This is a genomic window from Lacunimicrobium album (assembly GCF_052161635.1).
GTDB lineage: Bacteria > Planctomycetota > Planctomycetia > Planctomycetales > Planctomycetaceae > SXPC01.
On sequence record NZ_CP197413.1, the window covers coordinates 3669682 to 3684529 of the forward strand.

The window sequence follows — 14848 nt, forward strand, 5'->3', positions numbered from 1 at the left end:
GACGGTTGTTGGGTTACTTGGAAACAACCGACAGCAGGTCCTGCAAGGTCTCGATGAGCTGTGGTCGCTGGATGGGCTTTGTCGCATACGCATCACAGCCCGCGTCGAGGCATTTCTGTTCGTCGCCACTCATGGCATGCGCGGTGAGGGCGAGAATCGGGAGTTCGATTCCCATGACTCGTAACTTCGTTGCGGCCTGATAACCATCGAGGACCGGCATCTGCATATCGAGGATGATCAAGTCGAATGCGACAGGGTCCGCAGTCACGGCATCGACGGCTTCCTGGCCGTTAGAGACGATCCTGACATCGGCTCCTTCTTTTCGCAGGACATAGCTGATGAGTCGCTGGTTGTCCAAGCCGTCTTCGGCGAGGAGGATGTGATAGCCCGTGAGTGACTTCTCGATGATTTCCGAATCGTCGACGGACTTCGGACTTGATGCTCGAGCAGGAACTGAGGGAGAGGCAGAAGCAGTCACAGAGGCTGGTTTGAATAGATGACGTCCAGACACGTCCGATTCAGAGGCATGCTGAACGGCAAGTTCGATCCGGAACGTGCTTCCCTGGCCGATGGTGCTTTCGACGTGAATGGAACCGCCCAGTATTTCCGTCAGACTCTTGGAAATGCAGAGTCCCAGCCCTGTCCCGCCGTACTTGCGTGTCATGGAACTGTCGGCCTGAGTGAACGGCTTGAAGAGTCGGCTGATCTGTTCGGAGGTCATGCCAATCCCGGAATCAGAGATCGTCAACTGCAGCACCGGATGAGTGGCGTGAGGTTTCAGGGAGGCTTTAAGACGGACGTGTCCTTTGCTGGTGAACTTGATCGCGTTGCTGACCAGATTGAGCAGGATCTGCTTGAGGCGGGTGGGGTCGGTCGTGATTGTGCAGGGGACGTCGTCATCGATAGTCAAGTGGAACTGAAGGTTCTTCTGATCGGCACGATTTCGCATGACCAACTCGACGTCCCGCAACATGTCGCGAGTCGAGCAGACGATCCGTTCGGTCGTCATTTCGCAGGCTTCGATCTTGGAAAGGTCGAGGATGTCGTTGATCAGGTCGAGCAGATGCGAGCCATTGCGGTGAATGACGTCGATGGCTTCACGAGCGGCTGGGTTCGTCGTGGTATCGTTGAGGACGTCGGTATAGCCGAGGATCGCGGTCATGGGGGTGCGGATCTCGTGGCTCATATTGGCCAGGAATTCGCTTTTCGAACGTGAGGCAGCGAGGGCTTCGTGGCAGGCGTTTCGGTACTTGATTTGACTACGGATGACAAGAAAAACCAGGAGAGCACAGATAAACGCCGTCACTTCTCCGCCGATGATCAGCAGGAGGGTAATTGGTGTCGAAACTGGCCAGCCGAGGGCAGGAACGCCGGAAATCTTCCAGACGCCGTTGGGTAGTGAGACGTCCTGCATCAACGGATTCATCAGCTCGATATCAGCAGAGCCAATGAAGTATCGTCCGACATGATCTGCCGAATCGAGCCCCTGGATCGCGATGCGGAGATCTCCGGGAATCGCGTCGGTGATTTCGTCGACCAGCGTTTTCTTCTCAACGAGAGTCGACACCAGTCCCCAGTACGGCCCCTGCCCTTGACCATTCTTTGGCAGGACATAGACCGGCACACGATGGATGAATGCTTCCCCACCCTGGACGAGATTGATTGGACCAGCCAGCCAGGGCTTGCCTGATTCGATCACTTTTCGAATGGCAGGGCCCTGCTGCGGGTGTTTCGTGAGGTCCATGCCGAGAGTGGATTCGTTCCCCTCGCGTGGATAGACATCCGTGACGATATTGTTCTTTTGCAGGGTGATGCTGCGAATGCCCGACTGTTCGCTAAGGAGAGCGGCTCCGAGGCGGGAGAATTGAACTTCCGTGATATCAGGATGAGACGAAACAAAGGCACGCAGACCTGCGGTCATGGCGATGCGTTTATTAATGGCACTTTCTGCCCTGGCGCGAATGGTACTCAGCTGCTGAGTTGTCTGGCTGTAGGCCTGTTGCTGATAGCGACGGACGTCCTGCATGTGCAGGAGATACACGACACCTGTCAGTAGCAGGAACGTTAACGCTCCGGCTAGAAAAGGAGTCAGTCGATCACGTAGGGAGGCGTGAAAGGTCATGGGGGCGAGTATATGCTGCAGAGAGGGGAAGAAGCTGCTGTGGGGCGCTCAGCAGGTTGGTCACACCTGATTATGAGATGGTCAGGTGTTCCACTTCTTTCAATTCTGGACCATGCTCGCACGTAGATCAGAAATCTTGCATTGCGCTAACGAAGATTTCGAGGAGCACGTTGCGAGCTTGTCGCTGTATGCGGAATTTGTCGATTTTAAGGCTTACGGTATGCACGGTCTGTCATGACCGTGTCATCCACGCACAGCCTTCAAAGCTACACGCCGAAGATGCGTTCGAACTTTTTTCGCTACTTTTTTCCAACACGCCGGTAGACATTCATTGGGAACAGAACCAATAACTCAACACCAAAGCCAGATACCGAATTTCTCGACACATTCACGTTCGGACTGAGGACATCATTGCGCCGATCAACTTCTTTTGCCAAAGGATCTGAAGGGTGCACAACTGAAATGATGTCGAAAGACAGCAAATAAAACCGTGAACGCATTTTTTCAAACACATTCACCAACTCGCCAAAAAACTTAACATGCTCTGGCTTTCGGCCGTAGCTGTCTGTGGCAAAGCAGAGTCGGATTCGTTCCGTATCGTAAAAAGCCAGATAGACATTCGTGTAATTGACTTTGTGGTCAATCAACGAGGCAATAAAATCTTCGCATTCGTGAACCAGTTGCTGTGTTTGCGGTTCTGCCCAAACGTCTCTCACCAACGCATTTTCAGCCATTGCAGAACTCCAGAGCGAGAATCTTCAACCGCATCAATAAGTAACTGAGCCTTTAACTCACTCATTTGCTAATAGCGGCTTGCTTCATTCCAGTCTTTAATTGTACCCCAGTTCGCCTTAAATGCGAGATCGCTTTGTTCTGTCAGGCCAAGTTCACGATCCAGCTCAGCCGATTTGATCAGCTTGGGCAGATCATGGGTCCAACAGTTCATCTGGAAGTTTTTATCAACGAAGATGATGCCGGTCATCTCGATACGTTTGAGGATGCAACTCTTAATCGCAAGCTCGATCGAATAACCAGCTAAGTAATAGGCACCTGACCAGAAGCCGTGATCTCTCAGGAGTTTGGCTTCGGCCAGTCGCTGTTCGGACATTTCCTGCAGTTGAGGACGATTCATGCCTTCGTGGGTCCATTCGATGTAATACTACACGCCGAAGATGCGTTCGACATTCCCACGAAGGATTTCTTTGCCCAGGTGCAGCGCCTTTGTTTCGCTCCAGCCACGGTCGATGACGAAGTCTTCTGCGAGGACTTTGCGATACATGCGGAACTTCGGCAGAGCGAATTCCAGCTTGTACATGTCGCTGTAGTAGCCGATGTTCTTGGTCCAGGGAACACCCTGCAGGCGAGAACGGCAGTCGGTTTCGATATAGCCCGGCAGGTTGGAGTACCACCAGTGACCGTTGATGACGACGTTCGGGAAGATCCAGGCGTAACTGACGAGCTCGGGGTTGGCGGTGTGGTCGAGAACCGAGATCGGGAAGGTCACTTTCGGGAACGCGTTGAACAACTCTTTATACTGGATGAGCGATGTCTGACGGTTATACAGATCGCGCCCCTGATGGACCCCTGCTTCGTACACGCCACGGTTGACGCCGATCATCAGGTCGAACGGCAGTTTGTGAAGGTTGCAATGCTCGGCCAGGGTCCAGAAGACGAAGTTGGACAGTTGTGTCTTCACGCCGGCTTCGAGTTCGACATCGCTATCGTTCGAGAAGACTTTCTGAACGGTTAACTCGATCTCGCTCAGGCTGACTTTCTGAGGGGCAAAGTCGGGAGTGAGTGAAATCGCGCAGGCCTTGGCGTTATGGGCCAGGAAGTGATCGAAGAGATCGCCAATCGCACGTTGCAGAGAGGCGGCGTCTTTGACGGTTGTCTTGGTCGCTTTGGCGAGGCGGTCTCGAGTCGACTTCTTTGTCAGGTGAAAGACGAGGTCATCGGTTCGCAGGCAGGGGATGTAGCGTTTGGTGTCGAACCCCTTCAGTGGGTCGTCGAAGTCGTTGGTTAGGAAGACACCTTCGAGTTTTGACTGTTTGAGAACGCTCTCTTCCCAGTTGGGAGCAGACAGGCGTTTGGTGGCTTCGTCGTAGGTCTTTTCCCAGTTGTCGGTCGTCAGGTCGTCATCGGTGTGGCCGAAGAATTCCTTCAGAATGGTCATCAGCCAGTGGTACTGATAGGTATTCCGGATGTGAGCCATCTCGGGAACCAGACGCGCGACCTTCTCTTTGGGGCTGATGCCGGGCTCTTCGATTTTCTCGCGCGGATAGCCAGCCGAGTGGGCCAGCTCGGTATAATAGTGATAGCCCATGATGTCCGCGAGCGTTTTAGAAGCAGGCTCGAGCGGGTTGATGTGGCTATGCGGGTCGATCAGGACAAGCGACTCGAGTTCATCAAAGAGGCGCAGCTTCAGAGAATCTGACACAGGTGAATCCCTATCCGTTCAAAAGGGAGGTCATATTTGAGACCCCGTATGGTACCCAAATGTACGATGGTGAGGAATTCTACGAAACGCAATCGTGTTGGAAACTTTTGTCAGATGGACCCTTTGGAATGCGCACGATTCCTCCTAAGATGATAACAGCCGATATATCTGGACAATTTAGCCACCGGCGACACAGAGAAATCCGAAGAATTTTTGATAAGGTGGATCCGGTGAACTCATTGGCTCGGACACCTGTCCTGATCTTCGTGTGAACAACTCTGAACAAGCCTATTTCTCATTGCATTGAAGCCTCTCATGACCGACGCTCAGCTCGAAGCCAGCCTTGATTCCGTGGAATCCGCGATCTCTCAAATGAAGCGCGGTGGACTGGTAATCGTCATTGATGATCAGGATCGCGAGAACGAGGGTGATTTCTTTTGCGCTGCCGAACTGATCACGCCTGATCAAGTGGCGTTCATGCTGCGAAAAGGGGGCGGGCTGTTGTGTGTGCCTCTGGTGGAAGAAGTCGCCAATCGTCTGCACCTTTATTCTGCAGCGGGCCCGGTGCTCAATAACACACCCCACCAGACGAACTTCCTGGTGCAGGTGGATCACCTCTCCGCCGGGACGGGTGTCAGTACTGAGAACCGTGCGAGGACCATTCGTGCGCTCGCCAAGCCGACGAGCGAGCCAGGGGAATTCGTCAAGCCGGGACACATCTCGCCGCTGCTGGCTAAAGAAGGCGGGGTGCTTCGTCGAGCCGGGCATACGGAGGCGACGGTCGACTTGTGCCGCTTGGCGGGGCTTCAACCAGTTGGCTGCCTGATCGAGATCCTTTCGCAAAAGGGTCACGGGATGGCGAGCTTCGAGGAACTCAAAGAGATTTCCGTCGAGCATGAGATCCCGATGATTTCGATTGCTCAGTTGATCCGCTACCGGCGCGAACGCGAGCAATTGATCAAGCGCGAAGTCGAAGTCGAAATCAAGACACAGGACTTCGGGGACCCTCGTCTGATCGCCTACAAAGTCGCCCATGAAGAACAGGAACCTTTGGCGATCGTCTGGGGTGACCTCTCCAGCGTGAAGGCTCCGCTGATTCGCATGCACTCGTCCTGCTTCACGGGTGATATTCTCGGTTCACTCCGCTGCGACTGCGGCGACCAGTTTCAGGCGGCCTGCGACATGATCCATCAAGAGGGGGTCGGCGCAATCGTTTACCTCCCTCAGGAGGGGCGAGGCATTGGCCTGACCGCCAAGCTCAAAGCCTACCAGTTGCAAGACCAGGGGCTCGACACTATTGAAGCCAACCTTAAACTCGGCTTCAAAGAAGATCTTCGCGACTACATGGTCGGGCTGCAGATCCTTAAAGACCTCGACCTCACCGAAGTCCGCCTGCTGACCAATAATCCTAAAAAGACCGATGCCTTCGAGCAGTGGGTGAATATCAAGGTTGTCGAGCAGATTCCGCTCGTCGCCCCGCATGAAGAGCATCGCGAGAAATACATGGCGACTAAGCGAGACCGCATGGGACATAAGCTGCCTGCGGATTTTCGGGTTCTCGATAAGTGACCTGAGGGACTGGAACGCAGAGTTCGCCGAGGGGAGCAGAGGACGCAGAGTTTTTGTCAATGATTGATTGGCCCCTCAAAGACGGTTAGTGTTGGTTCCGTCCATCCGTATCGATCTGTGTTCATCCGTGGTTTGTATTTGACCAGGAAATTTCCCATGCGACCAGTACTCTCTGCCATCGTGGTCTTCTTTGCTGCAGTCTCATTTGGTCCTGCAGCGGAATTGCGTTACACCTACCGCCAGGACCATGACCCCAACGGCATCGGCAAGTTCTATCATGGACGCGAGATCGCTCACGTGATGGGGCATCAGGGGGCGATGTGGCTCGAACGTCCGGAACGCGAGGAAGAAGAGCGACTCACGCTGCTCGTGAAGTTACTCAAGCTCAAGCCGGGACAAAGCGTTGCAGACATCGGAGCGGGGACAGGCATCATCACCAAGCTGATGGCTGAGCAACTCGGTCCTGAAGGGACAGTTTACGCCGTCGACATTCAGCAGGAGATGCTCGATATCCTCGTCAACAAGATGAAGGGGTTCGACCTCCACAACATCAAACCCGTCCTCGGCAAGGAGAAGTCCCCCGAGCTTCCCGAGAATACGCTCGACCTGGCGATCATGGTTGACGTCTATCACGAGTTCAATTTCCCCTATGAGATGATTCTCCAACTCTCCAAAGCCATGAAACCAGGCGGACGCATCGTCTTCGTCGAGTACCGTAAAGAAGACCCGGAAGTGCCGATTAAACTCGTGCATAAGATGAGCGAAGCGCAAGTCAAAAAAGAGATGGAAGCGCCCGAGTTCAAGCTGAAATGGAAAGAGACGATCCCCGAGCTGCCGCGTCAGCATATGGTGGTGTTTGAGAAGCAGGCTGAATAAGAGAAAACCGAACCACGGATCAACACGGATGCACACAGATCGGAAGTCATGAGGTTTGAGTCATGAGGCAGGTCACAGATAAGAGTTTCTTACCCTTCTCATCCGTGATTATCTGTGTTCATCCGTGGTTCGATTGACTCTCTGTGTTTCCGTCTTGATCGCTTCACTTCGCTGATCTAATCTCTCATCTCATTCTCTGAGATCTCTGTGCCCTCTGTGGCAAATCTTCTCCCCCAGGAACACCCATGCTGAACGACGTCCAGGCGTATATCGATTCCCACGAAGCGGCTTTCATTGAAGATCTGAAGACGATTCTCAAATTCCCCTCGGTCTCTGCGGATTCGAAGTTCAAGCAGGATCTTCTCAACTGTGCAGACTGGCTGAAGAAGCACTTTGAAGACATCGGCCTCACGGCAGAGATCGTCCCGACCGCAGGACATCCGATCGTCTATGCGGAATGGCTCGGTGCTCCAGGTGCCCCGACCGTGCTGATTTATGGTCACTATGATGTCCAACCGGCAGATCCGCTCAACCTCTGGACGACGCCCGCTTTCGAGCCGACGATCCGCGATGGCAAGATCTACGCCCGCGGCGCGACTGATGATAAAGGGCAATTCCTGACGCACGTCAAAGCCGTCCAATCCTGGATGAAAGTGCACGGCAAGCTGCCAGTGAACGTCAAGTTTGTGATCGAAGGGGAAGAAGAAGTCGGCAGCAATAACCTCGACCTGTTCCTGGAAGCCAATAAGAAGAAAGTCGCCTGCGACGTCGCTGTCATCAGTGACTGCCCGCAATACGGTCCCGGGCTTCCCGCCATTACCTACGGCCTGCGTGGCATGTATGCCTGCGAAGTGACCATTCATGGCCCGAACCGCGATCTTCACTCAGGAGCCTACGGCGGTTCGGTCGCGAACCCCGCAACTTACCTGGCGCATATGCTGGCGTCGCTTCACGACAAACAGGGCAAGATCCAGGTCGCAGGCTTCTACGATGGCGTCATCCCTCTGGAAGACGACGAACGAACCGCCTACGCGGCACTGCCATTCGATGAGAAAACCTACCTGAACGACATCGGCCTGAAAGTCGGCTTCGGCGAGCCGGGCTTTACCACCAACGAGCGACGCTGGGCACGTCCGACCATCGAGATCAACGGCCTGTATTCCGGCTACATCGGCGAAGGGCCCAAGACGATCGTCCCCAGCTACGCGTTCGCAAAAATCACCTGCCGACTGGTTCCAGGCCAGACACCTCACGAAGTCGGTCGCTCGCTTGAAACGCACCTGCGCCAACAATGTTCGATCGCCATTCGTATGGACTTCAAAGAGTACCACGGCTGCGAAGCCTCCCTCGTCGACCGACATAGCCCGTACATGGCCGCTGCGAAGAAAGCGATCAAAACCGGCTTCGGCAAAGAGCCACTCCTCATCCGCGAAGGGGGCACGATCCCCGTCGTCAAGACCCTCAAAGACATGCTCGGCGTCGACACCCTGCTCCTCGGATGGGGCCTGAACTCCGACTGCCTGCACTCACCCAACGAGCACTTCACCCTCGCCGACTACCAACGCGGAACAAAGGCCTCTGCGGCGCTGTTTACGGAATTGGCTGAAAGGTCATAATGGCTGACCGATCAAATTCACAAAGCCTGATTCTTATCACAACGATTCTCAATTACATGGTTTTCACATCGCCAATCTGGGGGCATTTGTTTGCGCCTTTGATTTGGGGATCCGGCGATGCCGCGGCTTGGAGATTCCTGAGCATCACCTACATCTTAATTATCGCGGGAGCGATTGTTTCTATCCTGGCGACCGCTTTGGTTGTAATTTTGAGAGCGAAATGGACTACGGTTTTAGGAAACATCATCCCGCTCCTCCTGATCTGTGGCAGTGTCGTTTTGAATCAAATTGGGCGTGGGTAGGATTTCGGCTGTCGGAACTACTACCGTACCTTCGAGAAAAAGATGAGAACGACACCAGCTTCTAGACGAGTGCGGGTTTCTCTTACATTCGCCATGGTTCTGGTGATTGGTGTGCTTGGTTGGTTCTTCGGACCATCGGGTCTCGTCAGCGGTGTTGAGTTCTCCCCCGAGCGATTTTCACATCGCTCGTTCCGTTACTATCAATGGTGCGGCATCCCGATCACACCACTCCAGACGCGTGAGTGGCGGACACCAATCGACGAATATCTGCACCAGCAGCAGTTTGTACCAGACACCGAAAACGTCACGCCACGCTGGGATTTCGTCATAGGCTCTGCAACCGGTGTTCGCGGCTGGCATGGCAATGCAAAGTTAATGTGCCAATCGATCGGCTGCTGGAATGACGATGATCAATGGCTGATCTGGTCGAAGCAGAATCCTGAGCTCGCCAAAGTTGTCTGGGCACAAGTCATCTCTTGGGCTCGTGACCGTCGCTATGACGACATTCAAGGGCTCTTCCGTTTTTGTGGGTTTTCTCGAGCGCATCCCTCATAGACGCAGGATGCTTCCTAAAACCCTAACTCACTCAACCCCGGGTGATCATCCGGCCTTCTTCCCAGCGGCCAGAAGTATCTCCGCTCGGATTCCTTGATCGGCAGGTCGTTGATCGAAGCATGACGGAACTTCATCAGCCCGTCTTCTGCGAACTCCCAGTTCTCGTTGCCATACGAGCGGAACCAGTGGCCGGAGTCGTCCCGCCATTCGTAGGCGAAGCGGACCGCAATCCGGTTATCGGTGAACGCCCAGAGTTCCTTGATCAGTCGATAGTCGAGCTCACGCGCCCACTTGCGAGTCAGCAACGCGACGATCTCCTCGCGCCCCACCGCAAACTCCGCCCGATTCCGCCAGCGACTGTCTTCACTGTAAGCCAGTGACACTTTCACGGGATCGCGCGAGTTCCAACCATCCTCTGCGAGGCGGACTTTTTGAATGGCGGTTTCGCGGGTGAAAGGAGGCAGCGGTGGGCGAGTGATCATTGGTGGGATTTCTCGATAATTCTTAAGGAAAAGAATTGAGAATAACTGCCATATTCTCGACTATTAAGTAGCTGAGTTCCAGCTCCAGGTCGTTTTTTCTAGCCTAAGATTGTCCACACCAGATGTCGTTGAATGCGAAAAACTCCTATGGTGATAAGCTTTCTTTGCTAGTACTCGTTGCTCTTGCTGGGGCTATTTTCTCCTGCCAGCTTCGCGTACAGGAGCCGGAATTGATTAAGCCGACACTGATCGTCGCACAGCATGCTCTCCTCTTAGATGGCAAGAAGATCATCACCTGGGAGCAATGGGAAGAGATACTCGCTACGTCCCCGAACCCGGCGCAAACGAGTCCAACTTATTATTACACACATGGTGCGGAGCAATCGGGTATAGAAGAAATTATTTCTCAAAAGGCGGCCCAACTTTACGAGAAGCACCATTTGGATTCCATGAGTCAAGGGCATGTCGGCGTTCATGCCAGCCATCGATTTGATCGTATTCTGACCCAAAAAGATCTTCTGCCTGCTCCTGATCTTTTAAAGGCAGGTCAAGCCATCGACGAGAATCAAAACCCCGTTCGAGATGCCGAGATCGTACTCTGCACCAAGTTGGATGACGAAGAACATGTCATCTATCTGAATCGAGGACGAGTTCAATACAGATATGAGCATGCCATGACAAAATCAGATGGCGAGGGAAATTTCTCACTCCATCCCGAGAAAGATGTTCTGTATCGAGTCATTGCGATTCACCCAGAAGCTGGCTTTGGTCTCTTGTCGAAGCAGGAATTGGAATCAGGTGAGAAACTGATCCTTTCAAAGTGGTCCACTCTGAAAGTCAAAGCTCCTGATGATCTAAAGAATTCAGCACGACTCTTTCTCTCGACAAATATCCCTGCACGCGATGGGATGCCTGCCATTTGCTTCCTCAGAAGTAAGGTCGATCCTCCAGATCAATTATCTGGAGGATCATATGAATTCAAAAATATTATTCCGGGTTACGAAGTAACAGTCTCACATCAATTCGAAAACTGGAGGCTGATTCCAGCGGTACGCGCGACGCCGGAGCCGGACAGCTTGGTAAGTATCGAACTTGCACCACTTTCAAACAAGCAGCAGGAACAACTCAGAAAGCTTCGAAGCGAGGAATTGATCGATGAATGAACCTGCTTTCCAATGATTCAGGATATTAACCCATCTGCGGATCGCTCGTCGTCCAGGCACTGTTCTCCGCGCGGCCCGCATTGTTCTCATCAAATTTGAAAGCCTCCTATGGCAATGAAATCTTTCTTATTGGCATTCGCTGTTGCAATCGTTCCGAGCATTACGACAGCGATTTTCGCACAAGAACAGGGGGCAGAGTTCTTCCAACCTCGCTTCGTTATCACTCAGCACGTCATTTTGCTTGAAGGACGACAGATCGTGACGTGGGAGAAGATTGACGAACTCATTTCGACATTCCCCAATCCGCAGAAGTGTCGTCCACAGCTTTATTTCACGCGATCTGCTTCTGAGGGCGGGATGGAAAAGATTGCGAAAGTGAAGATCTGGGAACTCCATAAGAAGTATCGACTCTCTGGTCACAGTATTGGAGGTCTCTGGCCACAGGCTGATGCTCGTTATGACAAGATTCGCACAGAAGCAGACCTGGTTCCGAATGATGATCTAAAGAAGACGGGAATGGTTGTTTTCAAAGGATTGCCTCTGGCAAACGCTGAGGTTCTTCTGATCCCGAAGACGGATGACGAAGCCTATTCAATCTATATGCAGGATGGCCAGACACAAAACAGCCTGGAGCACATCGTTACTTACACCGACAACGAAGGCCGATTCAACGTCTATCCTGACAAGGATACGTCTTACTGGCTGGTAGCTATTCAACCACAAGCTGGTTTTCGAGCGATGCCAAATGTCGAGTTTACTCAGGAGCAGAAACTCATTCTCTTGCCTTGGGGGAAGCTCAATCTGACTTTGACCGACGTGCCCGGCGAAGTTCAATATCCAAACCTTCGAAGCCGCATCGCTTCGAATGAAAGCCTGCCAACAATTGAATTAATTCAGGGTATCGAGGTTCCGGTCGGTGCAGAGGCTCCCAAAGTCTTTCAATTCAAATTCGTGCCTTCTCTCTACCCGACCGACATATCTCGATGTTTTCAAAGTGGACAGGGCACCTCACATTGTCTGCCAGGTGCTTCGGTGTCACTTGACGTCGATGATGAAATCAATCTTACTCTTGGACCACTGAGCGAGAAGCAGAAGGCAAGATTGAAGGAAAGCCGACAGCAGTGACCACCAAAGCAACTATTACCCCATCTGCGGATCGCTCGTCGTCCAGGCCCCATTCTCCGCGCGGCCTGCATACGTGCGCAGAAACTTCGGATGCTCCGGCGACGTCACCGTCAGGTCATACCATTGCTGGCTTTGCTTCACGCTGACGTTGATCGCGGCGCTGTGGCCCGGCTGGATCGTCGATGATGTTTCTCCCTGGCCGTAAGCATTGTCGCGAACCGTCAACATTACGGGGCGTTTCAAGGCATCTGCATCGACCATCACGCCAACGAACTGCTCAGCTGTCGGCGAATCATTAAGTGAAACCCGTACCTGCGGATCATTCTGATCCCCACGAAGCTCCCGATAGAACCCGTTCGGCCCGTGGACTCGCAGCAGATATTCGCCGTTCTTAAACATCGTCAGCGGCCAGTGGTCTTCAACCTGCCCACCCGCTGCGACCGTGTAATGGCGAACGACCATCCCCGCCGCCGTCTCTGCATATGCGATGAACGCGGCCCCGGAGGATTTCTCGCCGAAGAGTTGATCACGTGCCTCGACGGTCAGCACGATCGCCGACTTGTCGTCATTAAGCTTCCCTTCGCATGCCAGCTCATATGGCAACGGGCAGGCCACACGTATTCCAGGTTCCTGTGTCGGCATCACGGAATAACGCGGCCTTTTGCTCACGGCTTCGACTTCTGCATCGCTCAGCGCGTGAAAATCGCTCGGCAGCTTTTTGAACTTCGCGCTGTGAATCGATTTCAAATAGGTCTCATGCTCGACAAAGCTCGTCAGACCTGGCTGACGATCCTCAGTACTCTGAAACGATGACGTCATGTCGCCGCAAACCGCCCGGCGCCAAGGCGAGATGTTCGTCTCGACCAGCGGCTTTTTCGTCTGATGCGACACGATCTTCTCAATCAGCTGAATGACCGAGGTATGATCAAACACCTGCGAACAAACCGCACCCCCACGATTCCACGGCGAGGCGATCACCATCGGCACGCGATAACCCAGCCCCAGCGAATTTGTCCGCAAGGCTGAGTTCGGCTTGTACTGCCGATCCTGCTCCGCTTCGAGATACTCCAGCGACGAATCAAGCCCCACAGACGTCCGTCCTGTCTCGGGCTTCGCTGGATGCGGTGCCTGGAACGGCGGGACGTGATCGTAATACCCATCGTTCTCATCGTAGGTCAGAACGAAGATCGTCTTCTTCCACACTTCGGGATTCTCGGTCAAAATCTTCATCACTTCCGACAGATACCACTGCCCATACCAAGCCGAGCACGGGTGATCGGAGTAACGCTCCGGCGGAACCAGCCAGGAGACCTTGGGCAGCGTCCCGTTCGCGACATCTTTACGAAACTGATGCAGCACGTCCCCCTTCGGGATCTTCATCTTGCGTTCTTGACCTTCGAACTCGTACACGAAATCTTCGAGCTCGCGATAATCCGGATCAGCCGAGTTCGTGCAGAAAGCCTTCTCGTGAAGACGCCGAGCCTTCTCGGACAGCTTCGCGTAATTCTCTTCGGAGTACATCTCAATCGCCTGCAGAAGTCGCGAGTTTTCCGACTTCAGATCGCTGAGCTTCTTCTGCAATTTGCTGCGTTCATCCCCTTCGGTCGATTTGAGCTGCTCCTCGACTTTGGCGATCTCTGTTTCCGAAGTCTTCAGACGCTCTTGCAGATAACTGCGATGAGTCGCGTGGAAGCGGACGTTGTACTGCGTAAACCATTCAATCGGGCTGTCCCCAAAGTTGGACAACCACGATTCCGCTTCCCCCGTCAAACCATTCGGTACGCAGAGTTCATTCTGATAAATCTTCCACGAGACGCCATGATCTTCAAGTCGCTCAGGAAATGTCGTCCAGTCGGCCCAGGCTCCGTACTCGCAGTCCCCATTCCGGACGATGACCTGTGCGTCCGGTTTTTGCTCCCGACGAGCCGTCCCCGTCCACAAGTGCAGACGATTCGGCGTCGTCCCCGTCAATGTCGAACAGAAGTTCTGATCGCAGACAGTAAACGCATCCGCGAGGGCATAATAAAACGGCAGGTCGTCGCGCGTGTGATAACCCATTGTCAGCGGCATCTTCGCATACGAGCCGCCGACCGCTTTCGTCTCCAGCCAGCGGTCATGCTTCCCACCGTTGGCCGCATCGACTTGATCGGTCCAACTGTGTGGCAGACAGCCCATCCACGTCGTCTTCGTTTCGTTCATATCGAGACGAAACGGGACGTAATGCTCGCCCGCTTTATTCGCCTGCACCCAGACCGGATTCCCATCCGGCTGAATCACTGACCGTGGATCATTGAACCCGCGCACGCCTCTGAGCATCCCAAAAGCATGATCGAACGACCGGTTCTCCTGCATCAGGACAACGATGTGCTCTGCATCCAGAAAGCTCGATCCCACATCCGGCTCAATCGCGATCGCCCGTTGAATGGGAGCCATCAACGAATCCCAGGCCGTCGCTGCCCCCGCGACCGCAGCCATGCTTTGCAGAAAGTGTCGTCGTGTCAACATGCGAATCGTTCCCGTCTATGAGCAATTCCCAGCAGCGAGCGTTTTGCGGCAAGCCGATCTGGTTCGAAGTGGCGAGTCTGTCATTCTAAAGGAAAT

The 14848-nt window shown here is 53.6% G+C and carries 13 protein-coding genes; 7 read left to right on the forward strand and 6 right to left on the reverse strand.

From position 1 onward, the window contains the following. Positions 1-13: 13 nt before the first annotated feature. The 4 genes from SH248x_RS14655 to SH248x_RS14670 form a co-directional block, all read right to left on the reverse strand. Entirely contained in the window at positions 14-2041 is a 2028-nt protein-coding gene (locus SH248x_RS14655; protein WP_459555035.1) for an ATP-binding protein, read from the reverse strand. 380 nt (positions 2042-2421) lie between these two features. Next, on the reverse strand, positions 2422-2856 hold the full coding sequence (locus tag SH248x_RS14660; protein WP_459555036.1) for a hypothetical protein: 435 nt from the start codon (positions 2854-2856) through the stop codon (positions 2422-2424). A 68-nt stretch (positions 2857-2924) separates the two neighbouring features. Continuing rightward, positions 2925-3254 carry a HEPN domain-containing protein gene (locus SH248x_RS14665; RefSeq protein WP_459555037.1) on the reverse strand — a complete coding sequence of 110 codons (330 nt, stop codon included), beginning with the start codon at positions 3252-3254 and terminating at the stop codon, positions 2925-2927. A 27-nt stretch (positions 3255-3281) separates the two neighbouring features. Next, positions 3282-4559, reverse strand: coding sequence for a glucuronate isomerase (locus SH248x_RS14670; protein ID WP_459555039.1), 1278 nt, complete (start codon positions 4557-4559; stop codon positions 3282-3284). A 315-nt stretch (positions 4560-4874) separates the two neighbouring features. On the opposite strand from SH248x_RS14670, the gene ribA reads away from it, so the two are divergent. From ribA to SH248x_RS14695, 5 genes are all read left to right on the forward strand, one after another. Next, positions 4875-6128 carry a bifunctional 3,4-dihydroxy-2-butanone-4-phosphate synthase/GTP cyclohydrolase II gene (ribA, locus tag SH248x_RS14675; RefSeq protein ID WP_459555040.1) on the forward strand — a complete coding sequence of 418 codons (1254 nt, stop codon included), beginning with the start codon at positions 4875-4877 and terminating at the stop codon, positions 6126-6128. 156 nt (positions 6129-6284) lie between these two features. Beyond that, a complete protein-coding gene (locus tag SH248x_RS14680; protein ID WP_459555041.1) occupies positions 6285-7004 on the forward strand; it encodes a class I SAM-dependent methyltransferase in 720 nt (239 codons plus the stop codon). 245 nt (positions 7005-7249) lie between these two features. Next, positions 7250-8620 carry a zinc-binding metallopeptidase family protein gene (locus SH248x_RS14685; RefSeq protein WP_459555042.1) on the forward strand — a complete coding sequence of 457 codons (1371 nt, stop codon included), beginning with the start codon at positions 7250-7252 and terminating at the stop codon, positions 8618-8620. Continuing rightward, positions 8620-8922: a hypothetical protein gene (locus tag SH248x_RS14690; RefSeq protein WP_459555043.1), complete on the forward strand. Its 303-nt coding sequence runs from the start codon at positions 8620-8622 to the stop codon at positions 8920-8922. The genes SH248x_RS14685 and SH248x_RS14690 overlap by 1 nt, the downstream gene beginning before the upstream one ends. Before the next feature lie 42 nt (positions 8923-8964). Next, the gene (locus SH248x_RS14695; protein ID WP_459555044.1) at positions 8965-9477 is read left to right on the forward strand and encodes a hypothetical protein; all 513 of its coding nucleotides are present in this window, start codon (positions 8965-8967) and stop codon (positions 9475-9477) included. Between the two features lie 14 nt (positions 9478-9491). Here SH248x_RS14695 and SH248x_RS14700 read toward each other — a convergent pair whose 3' ends face one another. Next, positions 9492-9959, reverse strand: a complete 468-nt coding sequence (locus tag SH248x_RS14700) for a nuclear transport factor 2 family protein (RefSeq protein ID WP_459555045.1) — start codon at positions 9957-9959, stop codon at positions 9492-9494. Between the two features lie 122 nt (positions 9960-10081). On the opposite strand from SH248x_RS14700, the gene SH248x_RS14705 reads away from it, so the two are divergent. Beyond that, positions 10082-11122 (forward strand): hypothetical protein, encoded by a 1041-nt coding sequence (locus SH248x_RS14705; protein WP_459555046.1) that lies wholly within the window; start codon positions 10082-10084, stop codon positions 11120-11122. Between the two features lie 108 nt (positions 11123-11230). Beyond that, the gene (locus tag SH248x_RS14710; RefSeq protein ID WP_459555047.1) at positions 11231-12247 is read left to right on the forward strand and encodes a hypothetical protein; all 1017 of its coding nucleotides are present in this window, start codon (positions 11231-11233) and stop codon (positions 12245-12247) included. 15 nt (positions 12248-12262) lie between these two features. Here SH248x_RS14710 and SH248x_RS14715 read toward each other — a convergent pair whose 3' ends face one another. Continuing rightward, positions 12263-14752, reverse strand: coding sequence for a phosphocholine-specific phospholipase C (locus tag SH248x_RS14715; RefSeq protein ID WP_459555048.1), 2490 nt, complete (start codon positions 14750-14752; stop codon positions 12263-12265). Positions 14753-14848: the final 96 nt, after the last annotated feature.